The 16,745-nt window shown below is 63.5% G+C and carries 15 protein-coding genes; 14 read left to right on the top strand and 1 reads right to left on the bottom strand.

Going from position 1 to position 16,745, the window contains the following annotated elements; genetic code table 11:
* Window positions 1-29 precede the first annotated feature (29 nt).
* The 9 genes from EOA32_RS04635 to EOA32_RS04595 all read left to right on the top strand — a co-directional run bounded on the left by EOA32_RS04635 (window position 30) and on the right by EOA32_RS04595 (window position 9,616).
* A complete protein-coding gene (locus EOA32_RS04635; protein ID WP_095776969.1) occupies window positions 30-1,616 on the top strand; it encodes an ABC transporter substrate-binding protein in 1,587 nt (528 codons plus the stop codon).
* A gap of 17 nt (window positions 1,617-1,633) precedes the next feature.
* The gene (locus EOA32_RS04630) at window positions 1,634-2,593 is read left to right on the top strand and encodes an ABC transporter permease (RefSeq protein ID WP_067324105.1); all 960 of its coding nucleotides are present in this window, start codon (window positions 1,634-1,636) and stop codon (window positions 2,591-2,593) included.
* Between the two features lie 11 nt (window positions 2,594-2,604).
* Window positions 2,605-3,432: an ABC transporter permease gene (locus tag EOA32_RS04625; protein WP_066995982.1), complete on the top strand. Its 828-nt coding sequence runs from the start codon at window positions 2,605-2,607 to the stop codon at window positions 3,430-3,432.
* Window positions 3,432-5,087: an ABC transporter ATP-binding protein gene (locus EOA32_RS04620; protein WP_128370999.1), complete on the top strand. Its 1,656-nt coding sequence runs from the start codon at window positions 3,432-3,434 to the stop codon at window positions 5,085-5,087. Before EOA32_RS04625 ends, EOA32_RS04620 begins: the two co-directional genes overlap by 1 nt.
* Before the next feature lie 91 nt (window positions 5,088-5,178).
* Window positions 5,179-6,018, top strand: a complete 840-nt coding sequence (locus EOA32_RS04615; protein WP_128370998.1) for an alkaline phosphatase family protein — start codon at window positions 5,179-5,181, stop codon at window positions 6,016-6,018.
* A 270-nt stretch (window positions 6,019-6,288) separates the two neighbouring features.
* A complete protein-coding gene (locus EOA32_RS04610) occupies window positions 6,289-6,855 on the top strand; it encodes a sigma-70 family RNA polymerase sigma factor (protein WP_128370997.1) in 567 nt (188 codons plus the stop codon).
* Window positions 6,852-7,520, top strand: coding sequence for an anti-sigma factor (locus tag EOA32_RS04605; protein WP_095828223.1), 669 nt, complete (start codon window positions 6,852-6,854; stop codon window positions 7,518-7,520). The genes EOA32_RS04610 and EOA32_RS04605 overlap by 4 nt, the downstream gene beginning before the upstream one ends.
* On the top strand, window positions 7,510-8,949 hold the full coding sequence (locus tag EOA32_RS04600) for a S8 family serine peptidase (RefSeq protein WP_128370996.1): 1,440 nt from the start codon (window positions 7,510-7,512) through the stop codon (window positions 8,947-8,949). The genes EOA32_RS04605 and EOA32_RS04600 overlap by 11 nt, the downstream gene beginning before the upstream one ends.
* Before the next feature lie 127 nt (window positions 8,950-9,076).
* Window positions 9,077-9,616, top strand: coding sequence for a GNAT family protein (locus tag EOA32_RS04595; RefSeq protein ID WP_128370995.1), 540 nt, complete (start codon window positions 9,077-9,079; stop codon window positions 9,614-9,616).
* A 41-nt stretch (window positions 9,617-9,657) separates the two neighbouring features.
* Here the strand turns inward: EOA32_RS04595 and EOA32_RS04590 are convergent, their stop codons facing one another.
* Window positions 9,658-10,680, bottom strand: coding sequence for a substrate-binding domain-containing protein (locus EOA32_RS04590; RefSeq protein WP_067324096.1), 1,023 nt, complete (start codon window positions 10,678-10,680; stop codon window positions 9,658-9,660).
* A gap of 358 nt (window positions 10,681-11,038) precedes the next feature.
* Here EOA32_RS04590 and EOA32_RS04585 point away from each other — a divergent pair, with 358 nt between their 5' ends.
* The 5 genes from EOA32_RS04585 to EOA32_RS04565 form a co-directional block, all read left to right on the top strand.
* Window positions 11,039-12,394 carry an ABC transporter substrate-binding protein gene (locus EOA32_RS04585; protein WP_128370994.1) on the top strand — a complete coding sequence of 452 codons (1,356 nt, stop codon included), beginning with the start codon at window positions 11,039-11,041 and terminating at the stop codon, window positions 12,392-12,394.
* 173 nt (window positions 12,395-12,567) lie between these two features.
* Window positions 12,568-13,581 (top strand): sugar ABC transporter permease, encoded by a 1,014-nt coding sequence (locus EOA32_RS04580; RefSeq protein ID WP_128370993.1) that lies wholly within the window; start codon window positions 12,568-12,570, stop codon window positions 13,579-13,581.
* 1 nt (window position 13,582) lies between these two features.
* Entirely contained in the window at window positions 13,583-14,737 is a 1,155-nt protein-coding gene (locus EOA32_RS04575) for a carbohydrate ABC transporter permease (RefSeq protein ID WP_095776966.1), read from the top strand.
* Window positions 14,738-14,741: 4 nt separating this feature from the next.
* Entirely contained in the window at window positions 14,742-16,406 is a 1,665-nt protein-coding gene (locus EOA32_RS04570) for an alpha-glucosidase (protein WP_128370992.1), read from the top strand.
* A 33-nt stretch (window positions 16,407-16,439) separates the two neighbouring features.
* Window positions 16,440-16,745 (top strand): ABC transporter ATP-binding protein (locus tag EOA32_RS04565; RefSeq protein WP_145971273.1); only part of this gene is annotated, 306 nt, incomplete at its 3' end.

The following is a 16,745-nucleotide window of genomic DNA, read 5'->3' as shown; positions in this document are numbered from 1 at the left end:
GGTCGTACCATCAGAGTGAGGAACCCGTAATGACAAACGAACTCGACTATCTCAGCCGGCGCGTCGCTGCCGGAAAGCTCAGCCGCCGCGACTTCCTTGGCCGCGCCGCCGCGCTCGGCGTCACCGCGCCCTTCGCCAACTCGCTGCTTTCGAGCGCTGCCCGGGCTGCCGGCCCCGTCAAGGGCGGCACGTTGAAGGCCGGCCTGGTCGGCGGTGAATCCACCAACAGCCTCGACCCCGCGCTGATGATGACCCAGGTGCCCTTCGCCTTCGGCAAGTGCTGGGGCGAAATGATCGTCGAGCTGTCGCCCGACGGCAAGCTCGAGAACCGCATCGCCGAGGAAATCGGCTCTTCCGACGACGCCAAGGTCTGGACGCTGAAGATCCGCGACGGCATCGAATTCCACAACGGCAAGACGGTGACCGCCCAGGACGTGGCAGCCACGCTCGAGCGCCATTCGGACGAGAAGTCGAAGTCCGGCGCGCTCGGCTACATGAAGGGCATCGAGACCATCAAGGCCAACGGCAAGGAAGTGGTGCTGACCCTGAAGGAAGCCAACGCCGACCTTCCCTATCTGCTCAGCGACTATCACCTGATCGTCCAGCCGAATGGCGGCAAGGACAAACCCGATGCCGGCATCAGCGCCGGCCCTTACAAGGTCAAGGTCAACGAGCCCGGCGTGCGCCATGTCGGCGAACGCTTCGCCAACTACTGGCAGGGCGACAAGATGGGCCATGCCGACCAGGTCGAAGTCGTCGTCATCAACGACGCGACGGCGCGCACGGCGGCCCTGCAGGGCGGTCAGGTCAACATGATCAACCGCGTCGAGCCGAAGATCGTCGACCTGATCAAGCGCGTGCGGGGCGTCACCATCCGCAACCACTCCGGTCCCGGCCACTACGTGTTCATCATGCATTGCAACACGGCGCCGTTCGACAACAACGACCTCAGGATGGCGCTGAAGCTGGCGATCAACCGCGAAGAGATGCTGAACAAGGTGCTGCGCGGCTACGGCTCGCTCGGCAACGACTTCCCGATCAACGCCTCCTATCCGCTGTTCACCGAGATCGAGCAGCGCAAATACGATCCCGACAAGGCCAAGTTCCACTACAAGAAGTCGGGTCACGACGGCGCCGTGCTGCTCAGGACGTCGGACGTCGCCTTCCCCGGCGCGGTTGATGCCGCGCAGCTCTATCAGCAGAGCGCGGCCAAGGCCGGCATCAAGCTGGAAATCAAACGCGAACCCGGCGACGGCTACTGGAACGAAGTCTGGAACAAGCAGCCCTTCTGCGCTTCCTATTGGGGCGGCCGCTCGACGCAGGACCAAATGTACTCGACCGCCTACCTGTCGAGCGCCGACTGGAACGACACGCGGTTCAAGCGGCCGGACTTCGACAAGATGGTGCTGGCGGCGCGCGCCGAGCTCGACGAGGCCAAGCGCAAGCAGATGTACCATGACATGGCTGTGATGGTGCGTGACGAGGGCGGCTTGATCCTGCCGATGTTCAACCAGTTCATCGACGCAACTGGTCCCAAGGTCGGTGGCTGGGTGGACGATCCGCATCAGGAGCTGATGAACGGCTACGCCTTGGCGAAGTGCTGGATGGAAGCCTAAGGTCCGGCCTTGCGGAGATGTCCTCACCCGTCGTGAAACTGGTGGCCCAGCGCGTTGCGCTGGGCATCCTCCTTCTGCTGGCCGTTTCGGTCCTGATCTTCGCCGGCACGCAGATCCTGCCCGGCGACGTCGCCCAAGCCATCCTCGGACAATCGGCGACGCCGGAGTCGCTCGCCAATCTGCGCGAACAGCTCGGACTCAATCAGCCTGCCTATATCCGCTACTTCCACTGGCTGGGCGGCGTGCTCACCGGCGATCTCGGCACGGCGATGTCGAGCGGCCAGGACATAGCGACATCGATCAAGGAACGGCTGTGGAACACCTTGTTCCTGGCGTTCTGGGCGGCAATCGTTGCCATTCCGCTGGCGATCACGCTTGGCCTGATCGCGGTGCGCTACCGCAATGGCTGGGTCGACAAGATGATCTCCGGCGTGGCGCTCGCCTCGACCTCGTTCCCGGAATTCTTCATCGGTTACCTGCTGGTCTTCTACTTCGCGGTCGAGCATCAATGGTTTCCCGCCATCTCGACCGTCTATGACGGAATGTCGTTAGGCGAGCGCTTGCAGGCGATCGCGCTGCCGGCGGCGGCGCTGACGCTGGTGGTGCTGGCCCACATGATGCGCATGACGCGAGCGGCGATCCTCAACGTCATGCAATCGGCCTATGTCGAGACGGCGGAGCTCAAGGGGCTCTCGGCTTTCGCGGTCATCCGCAAGCATGCCTTCCCGAACGCGATCGCGCCGATCATCAATGTCGTCATGCTGAACCTCGCCTATCTCGTGGTCGGCGTCGTCGTGGTCGAGGTGATTTTCGTCTATCCGGGCATGGGGCAATATCTCGTCGACCACGTCACCAAGCGCGACGTTCCCGTCGTCCAAGCGGTCGGCCTGATCTTTGCGGCCGTCTATATCGCCCTCAACATCATCGCGGACATTGCGGCGATCGTCGCCAATCCGCGGCTCAGGCATCCGAAGTAGGGGGCGCGGGTATGCTCGATATCAGACGCACTCCTGTCGCGGCGCTGATCGGCATTGTGCTGACGACGCTGTTCGTGCTGGCGGCGGTCTTGGCGCCATGGATCGCCCCGCACGGCAATGCCGAGATCGTCAGCGACGTCCCTTGGGAACCGATGTCATCGGTGCACCTGTTGGGCACCGACAATCTTGGCCGCGATCTCTTGTCCCGCATGATCTATGGCGCCCGCATCACGCTGTTTATCGCCGTGCTGGCCACCGCGCTGTCCTTTTCGCTCGGCGCCATTCTGGGCTTCTCGGCGGCGGTGTTCGGCGGCTGGTTCGACACGATGCTGTCGCGCCTCGTCGACCTGCTGATGTCGATCCCGACGCTGATCATGGGCCTGGTCGTCCTGTCGGTGCTGCCGTCCAACCTGGTGACGCTGATCCTGGTGATGGGCATCCTCGATTCGACCCGTGTCTACCGCTTGTCGCGCGCGGTGGCAGTCGACATCAACGTCATGGACTATGTCGAGGCCGCGAAACTGCGCGGCGAAGGCAGCGGCTGGATCATTTTCCGCGAGATTCTGCCGAACGCGCTGTCGCCCCTGGTCTCGGAACTCGGCCTGCGCTTCATCTATGCGGTGCTTTTCCTGTCGACGCTCTCCTTCCTCGGCCTCGGCGTGCAGCCGCCGGACGCCGACTGGGGCGGCATGGTGAAGGAGAACAAGGACGGCATCGTCTTCGGCATCCCGGCGGCGCTCATCCCGGCGGCGGCGATCGCGGCTCTGGCGATCTCGGTCAACCTTGTCGCCGACTGGGTACTCAACCGCACGACCAGCCTGAAGGGAGGGCGCGGGTGATGGCTGACAGCAAAGCAAACTCCGGCCGACTCCTCGACATCCGCAATCTGCGCATCGAGGCGACCGTCTACCCGCCCGGCGAGGCGCCGAAGACCATCACCCTTGTCCATGATGTCTCGCTGACGCTGGAGAAGGGCAAGGTGCTCGGCTTGATCGGCGAATCCGGCGCCGGCAAGTCGACGATCGGCCTGTCCTCCATGGGTTATGGCCGGGGCGGCGTGCGCATTACGGGCGGCGAGGTGATCCTCAACGGCCGCGATATACTGAAGGGCGGCAAGGAGGGCTTGCGCAAGCTGCGCGGCCGCGAAGTGTGCTATGTCGCCCAGTCGGCGGCGGCGGCCTTCAATCCGGCGCACCGGCTGATGGACCAGGTGGTGGAGGCGACGCTTCTGCACGGCACGGCAACCCGGGCCGAGGCCGAGAAGCGAGCCGTCGCGCTGTTCAAGAAGCTCAGCCTGCCCAATCCGGAAACGATCGGTGAGCGCTTCCCGCACCAGGTCTCCGGCGGCCAGTTGCAGCGCGTCATGACGGCGATGGCGCTTTGCTCGGAACCGGACCTGATCGTCTTCGACGAGCCGACCACGGCGCTCGACGTGACGACACAGATCGACGTGCTGTCAGCGATCAAGGATGCCATCCGCGACACCCATGTCGCGGCCCTTTACATCACCCATGACCTAGCCGTCGTGGCACAGGTATCCGACGAGATCATGGTGCTGCGTCACGGCCGGCTGGTCGAATGGGGCGGCACCCGCCAGATCATCAAGGAGCCGCGCCAGGAATACACGAACGCCCTGGTCTCGGTGCATGAGATCGAACACCAGGAACAGCAGCCGGGCACCGCACCGATGCTGTCGGTGAAGAACGTGACGGCCGCCTATGGCGGCGGCCACATCAAGGTGCTGAAGAACGTCTCGGTCGACATCTACCCGGGCCAGACGCTGGCCGTCGTCGGCGAGAGCGGTTCCGGCAAATCGACGCTGGCGCGCGCCATCACCGGCCTCCTGCCGCCCGAGCAGGGCAGCGTCTTCTTCGACGGCCGCACGCTTGGCAACAGGCTCTCCGATAGGCCGAAGGAGGATCTGCGCCAGCTGCAGATGATCTACCAGATGGCCGATGTGGCGATGAACCCGCGCCAGACCGTGGGCACGATCATCGGCCGGCCGCTCGAGTTCTATTTCGGCATAAGAGGTCGCGAGCGCGACAAGCGCGTCGCCGAGCTGCTCGACCAGATCGAGATGGGAAAGGGCTTCATCGACCGCTATCCGGCCGAGCTTTCCGGCGGCCAGAAGCAGCGCGTCTGCATCGCCCGTTCGCTGGCCGCCAAGCCGAAGCTGATCATCTGCGACGAGGTGACCTCGGCGCTCGATCCGCTGGTCGCCCACGGCATCCTCAAGCTGCTGCTCAACCTGCAGCAGATCGAGAAAGTGGCCTATCTCTTCATCACCCACGACCTCGCGACAGTGAAGTCGATCGCCGATTCGATCGCGGTCATGTATCGCGGCGAGGTCGTTCGCTACGGCTCCAAGAGCAAGGTGCTGGCGCCGCCCTTCGATGCCTATACCGACCTTCTATTGTCCTCCGTCCCCGAAATGGAGATCGGCTGGCTGGAGAAGGCGATCGCCGGCCGGCGCATGGAAAGCGCCGGCAACTAAGCTGGCTTGCTCTTCTCTGTGCTTCTGGGACTTGGCCGGGTCGGTCAAGCCCTCGATGCTGATCCTCCCGCAAGACCGCATGGAATTCCCCTTGGCGCTTAAATCCAAATTGCTGCTCATCATCCTTGACGGCGTGCCTTACCGGAACTGGCGCCGGCTCATGGGCAATCTCGAAGGCTGGGTACAATCGAGTGAGGCGCAAGTGTGGAGAATGCGCTCCGTGCTGCCGTCAACCTCGGCCTGCTGCTACGCCTCGATCCATACCGGGGTCACGCCGCAAGTTCATGGCATCCTCTCCAACGAGAACCGGTTCCGGGTCAGGCAGCCCGATATCTTCTCGGAGGTCAGCAAGGCCGGCGGCAGGACCGGGGCGGTGACGCATTCCTACTGGTCGGAATTCTTCCGCTCCCATCCGTTCGATCTGGTCGAGGACATGGAATTCGACGAGCCTGGCGGGCCGATCACGCATGGCCGCTTCCACACCATGACCGGCTACAATCTCAAGAACCAGATGACGCCGAGCGATGTCGACCTTTTCGCGACATTGACCATGCTTACCCGCCGCCACGGCATCGACTACGGCATCCTGCACAGCTGCACGCTGGACTCGATGGGCCATCGCTTCGGCCACGACTGCCACGAGATGGATCATGCCTGCTACGCGATGGACGGTATGCTCGCCGCCTTCCTGCCCGGTTGGCGCGAAGCCGGCTATGAAGTTATCGTCACCGCCGATCACGGCCAGACGGACCGCGGGCATCACGGCGGGCATGACGACGAGATGCAGGATTTCGCGCTCTACTATTTCGGGCCGGCGAAGGGTCCCGAAGCCGACGCGCTGCTCGACCAGCTGCAGCTCGCGCCGACGGTGCTGAGCCGGCTCGGCGTGGACATACCGGCGACGATGAAGGGGAAGGTGTTCTTGATTTAGCTCCCCTTCTCCCCTTGTGGGAGAAGGTGTCGCCAAAGGCGACGGATGACGGGTGTTCCAGTGAACGCCAACGTCTCACTCCGCTGGAACACCCCTCAACCGTCTCGGCGCTCCGCGCCGATCCACCTTCTCCCACAAGGGGAGAAGGGGGCGCCACCTCTGGCAACGCTCATCTTCTTCGGTTAGCTTCCGAAAATTCCTTGGCGGAGGATGAACCTTTTTGGACCGACCAGCGACAGAGCCACGAGGAGCCAGGCGGCTCGACCGGCCATGAACGCGGCGACCGAAACCGATCGCGCGCTTGTAGACCGGGTCGCGAAGGGCGACCGGGCCGCCGTGCGGCTCCTGTTCATGCGTCACCACGCGCGGATCTACCGTTTCGTGGCGCGCCAGACGGGATCGGAAATGATGGCCGACGATATAACCAACGAGGTCTTTCTCGAATTGTGGCGCCAGGCGCCGAGCTTCGAAGGCCGCTCCGAAGTCTCGACCTGGCTGCTCGGCATCGCCCGCTTCAAGGCACTGTCCTTGCTGCGCAAGAAGAAGGAAGACTGGATCGACGACGATGCCGCGGCGCAGGTTCCCGACAGCGCCGACACGCCGGAAGTGGTCACCATGAAGGAAGACAAGGCCGCCGCCTTGCGCCGCTTTGTCGATGCCTTGCCGGAGGAACACCGCACGGTGGTCGACCTTGCCTATTACCATGGCCAGTCGGTGACCGAGATCGGCGAGGTGCTCAACATCCCGGTTGCCACCGTCAAGACCAGGATGTTCTACGCCCGCAAGAAACTCGGCGAAGCCCTCAAGGCGGCCGGTTACGACAGGGGGTGGCCATGAGCGCCGCTGAAAAGATGTCGCGCCGCGACGAGATGGAGACGCTGCTGCCGTTCTACCTCAACGGTTCGCTGGAAGGCGCAGAACTCGAAGCCGTCGAGGAATGGCTGGCCTCCGATCCTGCGGCGATGGCCGCGCTCGGCGAGGCGGAAGCCGAATTCTCCGGCACCGCCGCCGCCAACGAAGCGATCCGACCGCCGGCCGACGCGCTCTCCCGCTTTGCAAGGGCGCTCGACGCCGAGGCCGGTCCGGCGCGCGCGCCCGCCGGCCAGTCATGGCTGGCGAAGGTCTTCGGCCGGGTCACGGCGATCCCCTCGGGCGTCGCCTGGACGGCGGCCGCGGCGCTGCTTGCGCTGGTCGTGGCGCAGTCTTTCGAGCGGCCGGGCGGCAAGGGCAACGACTTTGAAATCGCCGGCGCTCAGGATGATCTGGCAAACCTGCCCTTTGCCCTGGTCAAGTTCAAGCCGGATGCCAAGATGTCGGACATCGCCGCCTTCCTTGGGCAGAACGGGCTGAAGATCGCCGGCGGGCCGACCGCCGACGATGTGTTTCACGTGACGATCCCGGCCAGCACGGCGGCCGACTACGACAAGCTGGTCGGCCTTATTGCCGCCCAGCCTTTCGCGGAAGCTGTGGCGCAGGGAAGGAAACCGGTCGATGGCGGCTAAGGCGGTCGTTCTTCATGCGGCAATCCTCGCGGCGACATTTGTAGGCGCTCCCGCCGTTGCGCAGACCAACGATCCGAACCTCTCGCAAAAGCAGATCGACTGCCTCAACCGCACGACGGCGGCCGGCGCTGACTGCGAGGACGGCGCCAAGAATGGGGGCGGGAAATCCGGCGCGGGCAATGCCGCCGGCGGCGCTGTGTTCCTGCCGGCGCTGATCGTCGACCTGTTCCCGAATCCGCCTGCACGGCCGACGCCTGCGCCAACGCAGCCGGCGCCTCCAAAGAGTCCAACAAGCACAGCGGCGCCCGCCCCGCCGCCAAGCGGCCCCATCACACCGCCTACCGGGCTCAATCTCGCCGCGCCGCCGCGTGCGGTCAGTGGCGAGTTCGTGCCAGACGAGGTGCTGGTGACGGTCGCCGGCGATGCCGGCGCGGTGCAGCAGATCGCCACCACCTTGGGCCTGCAGGTGCGCTCGCAGCGCCAGTCGCGGCTGCTCGGCACAACGCTGGTGCGCTACGGCATTCCGGACGGACGGCCGGTCGGCGTCGTGCTGGCGCAGCTTGCCGCCGACGGGCGTACGCAGCGGCGTGAGCCCAACCACATCTATTCGCTGCAGCAGGCCGCCGGCATCGTGAACTATGCCTTCGAGCGCATCGCGCTCGATTCGAAACAGGCGAGCGGCGAGAACGTGCGCATTGCCGTCATCGACACCGGCATCGACGATACCAACCCAGCACTGAAAGGCGTGATCGCCGGCCAGTTCGACGCCATGCCGAACGTGCCGATCAAGAAGCGCGACCACGGCACCTCCGTCGACGGGCTGATCGCCGGCGTCGGCGCGCTGGAAGGCATCGCGCCGGGCGCCAAGATCTATCACGCACGGGCCTTCGAGGGCGGCAAGTCGAGTATGGATGTCATCCTGTCGGCGCTCGACTGGGCGGCGGAACAGGACGTGCGCATCATCAATATGAGCTTCGTCGGGCCGAAGAACGACCTCCTCGGCACCGCCTGCCGCAATGCGCGCGCGCTCGGCATGGTGCTGGTCGCAGCGGCCGGCAACAACGGGCCGAAAGCGCCTTACGGCTATCCGGCAGCCTTCGACGGGGTCATCGCGGTCACCGCGACCGACGCCAAGGACGGGCTGATGCCGCAAGCCAATCGCGGCGCCTATGTCTTCCTCTCGGCGCCGGGCGTTGAGATGGTTGCGTCGAGCGGCACCGGCTCGGACGTGGTGACCGGCACCTCCTTCGCCGCCGCGATCGTCTCAGGCGCGATCGCCAACCTGATCCATGCCGCGCCCGACCGCTCGGCCGATGAGATCGAGAAGGCGCTGGCGGCCACGGCCAAGGATCTCGGCCCGAAGGGGCGGGACAATGACTTCGGCTATGGGCTGTTGGATATCAAGGCGGCCGCAGCGGCGAAGGAGTGAGTCTCGTGTTTGAGGCTCATGCCCCGATGCTTTTCTGTTGCAACTCAATCAATTGGCTATCGCAAATGACCGCGATGAGCGGAGTCGGCCGTTCGACAAATAGGCACGAACATCTTAGCTTCTACAAATGATAGCCGATCTTCCCGAACTTCGGGGCGCTCGCCTCATCCTTCGCAGACCAATTCCCCAAGATGTGGAAACGCGGCTAGCGCTTGGTCGGCATCGCGAGATCGTTGAAGCCTATGGTCGGACATTCGGCCCAAACACAACCTTTACCCGAGGAGAAGCCGAGGCTGCCATTCGCTTCATCGAGCAACAGAACTGTGCCTGGGTCATTGATGCCGGTTCCTTTGTCGGCCATGTCCGCCTGCACAGCATAGATTGGCAGGACAAGAGGGCAGCCTTGGCCATCGGCATCGACGACCAAGCATATCTAGGCAAGGGGTATGGTACCGAAGCGATCAGGCTTGTGCTCGAATATGCGTTCGGTCGTGGCCTGCATCGAGTTTCGCTAAGGGTCTTATCGAGCAATTTCCGCGCGATCGCCTGCTATCGCAAGTGCGGATTTGTGGAGGAGGGGCGCGAGCGCGAAGCCGCATTCGTCGGCGGGGCTTGGCAGGATGACATCATTATGGGGCTGCTGGACAGAGAATTCAGTCCGTTCTGAAGGTCGACCCCCCGGTCGCTTCAGAAGAATTGAGGTTTGACCTACACCGGAGCGCCGGCCACCGATCCCCGCACGACCAGATCGACCGGCCAGACCTCGCCGCGCGCGCCCTCTTCCAGCCCTGATATGCGCGCCGCCAACCGCTCGGCAACACGCGCGCCGGCAAGGCGGATCGAGGAGCGCGTCGTCGACAGCGGCACCGGGAAATTCTCCGGCCGCAGCCAGGGGAAGACGTCGTCATGGGCGACCAGCGACAGATCGCCCGGAATGGTCAGGCCGAGATCGCGCACGGCGCGGACGACACCGAGCGCCATGATGAGACTGGAGCAGACGATCGCCGTCGGGGCTCCGCTTTCTTCGAGCAGGCGGCGGGCGGCGCGATAGCCGTTTTCCTCGGTCATGGTCGTGGAACAGATGTGGCGCTCGCCCAGTGTCAGTCCGCTGGCGGCAAGCGCCCGGCGCACGCCGCGCTCGCGATGGATGGCGAAGGTCTCGCGGTCGTCGCCGTTGATCAGCGCCAGCCGCTTGTGGCCGAGCTGGACGAGAAGCCTGGCCGCTTCGTGGAAGGCGCCCTCGTTGTCGATATCGAGATAGGGATAGTCGAATTCAAAACCCTCGCTGCGGCCATGGACGATGAAGGGAATGCCCAGCGTGTTGACCAGCGCCAGCCGCCGGTCGGCGGGGCGTGGCGAGGAAATGTAGACGGCGTCGACCTGCCGGTTGGCGACGATACGCCGATAGGTCGTCTCCTGGTCGTCGGCATCGGCCGGCGAGAGCACCAGATCGAGCTCGTGCGAGCGGGCATAATCGCCGAGACCCGAAAGAAACTCGACGAAATGCGGATCGATGTCGACGGCGTTGCCGGTCGGCAGCACATAGCCGATCATTCCCGATTTGCCGGTGGCCAGCCGCCGCGCGCTGGGGTTCGGCCGGTAGCCGTGGCGCTTAGCGGCATCCATCACGCGACGCCGCGTCTCCTCGCTGACCTCCGGGTAGCCGTTCAGCGCCCGGCTTACCGTGGTTTGCGAAAGCGACAGCATGTGCGAGAGTTGCTTGAGGTTCATCGAGGCCTCCAGCCTCAAAGCGCTTTCAATTTGAATCGATCCGAGGATCGCTGGCGCCATGGCCCAGCGTTATGACCTTAGGGGCGGCCACAGGCAGTTTGAAGCCCAAATTGCTGCTGCAGCGCCAAAAAAGCTTGCTGCATTGCACTTTTTCCTTTCTCGCAGGCGGATTTAAATCGATTAGCACGGCGGCCCTCTTGACTTCCGCCCAATTCAATGGCGAGATCAGAGTAGCCAAAGCGCTTTGGAAGACTCTTCGAAAGGTTGCGGTTGCCTTCTCGCTGAGTCACAGTTCCGTGGGCGTCGGCGGACGAGATGGAGGTTTCGTCCGAACTGTCTCAACACTGGGAGGACTGCCATGAAGAAAATGCTTCTCTTGGGTGCTGCGTTCGCTGCGCTCACCCTTGGCCTGCCGGCACATGCCGAACTGAAATTCAAGCCGGGCGAGGATTCGAAGTTTCATTGGGCGAATTACGACGATCTCAAGAAGGTCGACCTCAAGCGCGAAACGCTGACCATCTTCGGTCCGTGGCGCGGCGAGGACGAGACGCTCGTGCGTTCGGTGCTCGACTATTTCTCCGAGGCGACGGGAGCAGAGGTCAAATACTCCTCGTCGGAGAATTATGAGCAGCAGATCGTTATCGACACACAGGCCGGCAGCCCGCCCAACATCGCCATCCTGCCACAGCCGGGACTGATCCAGGATCTCGCTTCCAAGGGTGTGCTGACCCCGCTGGGCGACGACGTCGCCGCCTGGATCAAGGAAAATTATGCCGCCGGCGACTCCTGGGCCAAGCTCGGCACCTATACGGGCAAGGACGGCAAGCCGGGCTTCTATGCCTTTCCCTACAAGATCGACGTGAAAGGTCTGGTCTGGTACTCGCCAGATAATTTCGAGGAGGCCGGCTACAAAGTTCCGAAGACCCAGGAGGAACTGGCCGATCTCGAAAAGAAGATCATTGCCGACGGCGGCAAGCCCTGGTGCATCGGGCTGGGTTCGGGCGGCGCCACCGGTTGGCCGGCGACCGACTGGGTCGAGGACATCATGCTGCGCACCCAGCCGCCGGAAGTCTACGACAAATGGGTGAAGAACGAGATTCCCTTCACCGATCCGGCCGTGGTCAACGCCCTCGATATCTTCGGCAAGATCGCAACCGACGACAAGATGGTCGACGGCGGTGCCAAGGCAGTCGCGGCAACCGACTTCCGCGACAGCCCAAAGGGCCTCTTTACGGTGCCGCCGAAGTGCTACATGCACCATCAGGCATCGTTCATTCCTTCCTTCTTCCCGGAGAATGTGAAGCTCGGCCAGGATGCGGACTTCTTCCCCTACCCGCCCTACGCCTCGAAGCCGGAACTGGGCACGCCGCTGGAAGTGGCCGGAACGCTGGTGATGATCACAAAGGATTCCAAGGCTTCGCGTGAGTTCATCAAGTTCCTCGAGATGCCGCTCGCGCATGAATTGTGGATGGCGCAGAAGAGCTTCGTCACGCCCTTCAAGGGAGCCAACAAGGACGCCTATGGCAGCGATGCGCTGAAGAAGCAGGGCGAGATCCTGGTCGGGGCCACCACGGTGCGTTTCGACGGCTCGGACCTGATGCCCGGCAAGGTCGGCGCAGGCTCCTTCTGGACCGGCATGATCGACCTGGTCGGCGGCAAGTCCGCCCAGGACGTCGCCGCCGATATCCAGAAGAGCTGGGATGCCATCAAGTAGGCCGCCGCGCGCGACCCGAGACTTCCTCATCCTCCTACCGGATCCGGGCTACGGCCCGGGTCCGACCGGCAGCCCACGCCGGAAGCCTTCGCGTCTCGACTGTTCCGAATAACTGAAAGTCGGTGCATGCGGCCGAGCCTTGGCCGGCCGGTCATGCCCAGGGAGAGGGACCCATGGCGGCTCAGATTTTCTCGGCCATATTCGTCATCATCATCGGCGTCGGCGGCTGTGTCGCGTATTTCTGGGGCGCCAACAAGCTGCTCGATCTGATCTTTCCGTCGCGCGGCGTCTCCGGCAGCGCCGCCGTCGACAATCTGCGCCGGCAAGGGCTGGTGCGGCCATGGCTGTTCGTCGCGCCGGCGATGATCATCCTGACCATCTATCTGATCTATCCGGTGATCGAGACGCTGCGGCTCTCTTTTCTCGACCGCGGCGGCGAGCACTTCGTCGGCCTCGCCAACTACCAATGGGCGTTCAGCGACCAGGATTTCCGCAACTCGATCTTCAACAACATCTTATGGCTGGCGGTGGTGCCGGCGGCCTGCACCTTCCTCGGCCTGATCATCGCCGTGCTCACCGACAAGATCTGGTGGGGGACGATCGCCAAGAGCCTTATCTTCCTGCCGCTGGCGATTTCTTTCGTCGGCGCCAGCGTGATCTGGAAATTCATTTACGAGTATCGCGGCGAGGGCCAGGTGCAGATCGGCCTGCTCAACGCCATCATCCAGTATTTCGGCGGCCAGCCGCAGGTCTGGATATCGCTGCCGTTCTGGAACAATTTCTTCCTGATGGTGATCCTGATCTGGATCCAGACAGGGTTCGCCATGGTGATCCTGTCGTCGGCCTTGCGCGGCATTCCGGAAGAGACGCTGGAGGCGGCCGTCATCGACGGCGCCAACCCGTTCCAGATCTTCTGGAAGATCATGGTGCCGCAGATCTGGGGGACGATCGCAGTTGTCTGGACCACCATCACCATCCTGGTGCTGAAAGTGTTCGACATCGTGCTGACCATGACCAACGGCCAATGGAACAGCCAGGTGCTCGCCAATCTGATGTTCGACTGGATGTTCCGCGGCGGCGGCGATTTCGGCCGTGGCGCCACGATCGCCATCATCATCATGATCGCGGTCATCCCGATCATGGTCTGGAACATTCGCCAGGCCAACAAAGAGACGGGAGGACACTGAGATGGCTGCGACCCGCGGAAAGTCCTTCGTCGGCCGATTCGGCGTTCATCTCGCCGTGCTGGTCTTCGTCGTCATCTGGACCATCCCGACACTCGGCATCCTCGTGTCGTCGCTGCGCGACAAGGACCAGATCATCGCGTCGGGCTGGTGGAACTCCTTCTCAAGCTCCAGCCAGACCGAGGCTGGGCGTCTGCCGGCTGCGTCCGCACAAACCCAGAAGGACGGCAAATACGTCATCGAAGGCAACATCTTCGGCGACGGCGCCAGGCGCGCGATCAGCGCCTTCGGCACCAAGGCGGCGGCGCCGACACAATACAAGGCCGGCACGGCTGCCGATCTCGGCGACGGGGTGTCGCTGCAGGTCAACGCCGACGGCACGTTCGTGCTGTCCTCGCCGAAGGCCTTCGAAGGCGATCGCGGCCAGCGTGTCTATTATGCCTCCTCGGCGCCGCCGAAATTCACCACGGAAAACTACGAGAACGTGCTTCTGTCGCAAGGTATCGGCCGCTCCTTCATGAACTCGCTGACCGTGACCATTCCGGCGACCGTGATCCCGATCCTGATCGCCGCCTTCGCCGCCTATGCGTTGGCCTGGATGCGCTTTCCCGGACGGGCGCTGCTGATTGCGGTGATCATCGGCCTGCTCGTGGTGCCGCTGCAGATGTCGCTGATCCCGCTGCTCAAGCTCTACAACGGCGTCGGGACCTTCTTCGGCGTGCCGTCGAAAACCTATCTCGGCATCTGGCTGGCGCATACCGGCTTCGGCCTGCCCTTCGCCATCTACCTGCTCAGAAGCTATATCGCCGGCCTGCCGCGCGAGATCATGGAATCGGCACGGATCGACGGCGCCAGCGATTTCGAGATCTTCGTCAAGATCGTGCTGCCGCTGTCCTTCCCGGTGCTTGCCTCCTTCGCCATCTTTCAATTCCTGTGGGTGTGGAACGATCTGTTGGTGGCGATGGTTTTCCTCGGCACGGCGCCCGACCAGATCGTGCTGACGGCGCAACTCAACGCGCTGCTCGGCTCGAGAGGCGGCAATTGGGAAATCCTCACGACATCGGCCTTCATCACCATCATCGTGCCGCTGGTCGTGTTCTTCTCCCTGCAGCGCTATTTCGTCCGCGGGCTGCTTGCCGGCTCGGTGAAAGGAGGTTGAGACAATGCAATCGGCTTTGAAGACGAGTTCGAGACCGGACCCCGCCGTCGACCGCGACTGGTGGCGGGGCGCGGTGATCTACCAGATCTATCCGCGCTCTTATCAGGACTCGAACGGCGACGGCATCGGCGACCTGCAAGGCATTGTCCGGCGGCTGCCCTACATCGCCTCGCTCGGCGTCGACGCCATCTGGATCTCGCCCTTCTTCAAATCGCCGATGAAGGATTTCGGCTACGACGTGTCGGACTATTGCGACGTCGATCCGATGTTCGGCACGCTGGCCGACTTCGACGCGCTGGTGGCGGAAGCCCATCGTCTAGGCCTCAAGGTGATGATCGACGAGGTGCTGTCGCACACCGCCGACATCCACCCCTGGTTCAAGGAAAGCCGCTCCAGCCGGACCAATCCGAAAGCCGACTGGTATGTGTGGGCGGACGCCAAGCCCGACGGCACGCCGCCCAACAACTGGCTGTCGATCTTCGGCGGCTCGGCCTGGCAATGGGATACAAGCCGCCAGCAATATTACATGCATAATTTCCTGGCCGAGCAGCCCGATCTCAACTTCCACAACGCCGAGGTCCAGGACGCGCTGCTCAACATCACCCGCTTCTGGCTGGAGCGCGGCGTCGACGGCTTTCGCCTCGACACCATCAATTTCTACTTCCACAGCCTGGGGCTGGAGGACAACCCGCCGCTGCCGCCGGAAGAGCGCAACGACCAGACGGCGCCGGCCGTGAACCCCTACAATTACCAGGACCATATCTACGACAAGAGCCGGCCGGAGAATCTCGGTTTCCTTGAGCGCTTCCGCGCGCTGCTCGACGAATATCCGGCGCAGGCCGCCGTCGGCGAGGTCGGGGATTCGCAGCGCGGGCTGGAAGTGGTGGCCGCCTACACCGCCGACGGCAAGCGCGTTCACATGTGCTATTCCTTCGACTTCCTGGCACCGGAAAAGATCAGCGCCGCCAAGGTGCGGGCGGTGCTGGAGGCCTTCGGCCGGGTCGCCAGAGACGGCTGGTCCTGCTGGGCGTTCTCCAATCATGACGTGATGCGCGTGGCCTCGCGCTGGGCCGCCAACGAAGCCGATCCGAGCGCCTATCTCAAGGTGATCTCGGCGCTGTTGATGTCGCTGCGCGGCTCGGTCTGCATCTATCAGGGCGAAGAGCTCGGCCTCGGCGAGGCGGAACTCAATTTCGAGGACCTGCAAGACCCCTACGGCATCCGTTTCTGGCCGGAATTCAAGGGCCGCGACGGCTGCCGCACGCCGATGGTGTGGGATGCAGCGGCCAAGAATGGCGGCTTCTCGACCGCCAAGCCATGGCTGCCGGTGCCGGGCAAGCATCTGGCGCAAGCCGTGAATGTGCAGCAGGGCGATCCGGGCTCGCTGCTCGAGCACTACCGGCGCTTTCTCGCCTTCCGGCGTCAGCATCCGGCGCTGGGCAAGGGCGCCATCGACTTCATCGAAAGCGATGGCGACACCGTCGCCTTCACGCGCCGCGAAGGCAACGAGCGCATCGCCTGCGTCTTCAACCTCGGCAGCAAGCCGGCCGAAGTCGATCTCGGCAAGGGCTCGCTGCAGACCTTGCCGGGACACGGCTTTTCGGGACAAGGTGGCACCGGGCCCATCCGCCTTGGCGGCTATGGCGCCTGGTTCGGGCGGATCGACTGAGTTGAGAACAGACAATCACTGGGAGAGGAAACCATGGCCGATGTCACGCTGAACCAGGTGAAGAAATCATACGGCAACCTCAACATTCTCCACGGCATCGACCTCGACATCAAATCGGGCGAGTTCATCGTGTTCGTCGGGCCGTCGGGCTGCGGCAAGTCGACCTTGCTGAGGTCGATTGCCGGTCTCGAGGAAATCACCTCCGGCGTGCTCCAGATCGACGGCGAAGTTGTGAACGACGTGCCGCCTTCGAAGCGGGGCATCGCCATGGTGTTCCAGTCCTATGCGCTCTATCCGCATATGACCGTCTACGACAACATGGCCTTCTCGATGAAGATC

Origin of the sequence: Mesorhizobium sp. M1A.F.Ca.ET.072.01.1.1, from assembly GCF_004023325.1 — a bacterium.
Lineage (GTDB): Bacteria > Pseudomonadota > Alphaproteobacteria > Rhizobiales > Rhizobiaceae > Mesorhizobium.
Note: the sequence above shows the minus strand (reverse complement) of the source record. Positions and strands in the feature narration are given on the sequence as shown.

What these genes read in the sequence shown, in the direction of transcription:
- EOA32_RS04635 (WP_095776969.1), top strand. Translation starts at nt 30, where the DNA reads ATGACAAACGAACTCGACTATCTCAGCCGGCGCGTCGCTGCCGGAAAG.
- EOA32_RS04630 (WP_067324105.1), top strand. Translation starts at nt 1,634, where the DNA reads ATGTCCTCACCCGTCGTGAAACTGGTGGCCCAGCGCGTTGCGCTGGGC.
- EOA32_RS04625 (WP_066995982.1), top strand. Translation starts at nt 2,605, where the DNA reads ATGCTCGATATCAGACGCACTCCTGTCGCGGCGCTGATCGGCATTGTG.
- EOA32_RS04620 (WP_128370999.1), top strand. Translation starts at nt 3,432, where the DNA reads ATGGCTGACAGCAAAGCAAACTCCGGCCGACTCCTCGACATCCGCAAT.
- EOA32_RS04610 (WP_128370997.1), top strand. Translation starts at nt 6,289, where the DNA reads ATGAACGCGGCGACCGAAACCGATCGCGCGCTTGTAGACCGGGTCGCG.
- EOA32_RS04605 (WP_095828223.1), top strand. Translation starts at nt 6,852, where the DNA reads ATGAGCGCCGCTGAAAAGATGTCGCGCCGCGACGAGATGGAGACGCTG.
- EOA32_RS04600 (WP_128370996.1), top strand. Translation starts at nt 7,510, where the DNA reads ATGGCGGCTAAGGCGGTCGTTCTTCATGCGGCAATCCTCGCGGCGACA.
- EOA32_RS04595 (WP_128370995.1), top strand. Translation starts at nt 9,077, where the DNA reads ATGATAGCCGATCTTCCCGAACTTCGGGGCGCTCGCCTCATCCTTCGC.
- EOA32_RS04590 (WP_067324096.1), bottom strand. Translation starts at nt 10,680, where the DNA reads ATGAACCTCAAGCAACTCTCGCACATGCTGTCGCTTTCGCAAACCACG.
- EOA32_RS04585 (WP_128370994.1), top strand. Translation starts at nt 11,039, where the DNA reads ATGAAGAAAATGCTTCTCTTGGGTGCTGCGTTCGCTGCGCTCACCCTT.
- EOA32_RS04580 (WP_128370993.1), top strand. Translation starts at nt 12,568, where the DNA reads ATGGCGGCTCAGATTTTCTCGGCCATATTCGTCATCATCATCGGCGTC.
- EOA32_RS04575 (WP_095776966.1), top strand. Translation starts at nt 13,583, where the DNA reads ATGGCTGCGACCCGCGGAAAGTCCTTCGTCGGCCGATTCGGCGTTCAT.
- EOA32_RS04570 (WP_128370992.1), top strand. Translation starts at nt 14,742, where the DNA reads ATGCAATCGGCTTTGAAGACGAGTTCGAGACCGGACCCCGCCGTCGAC.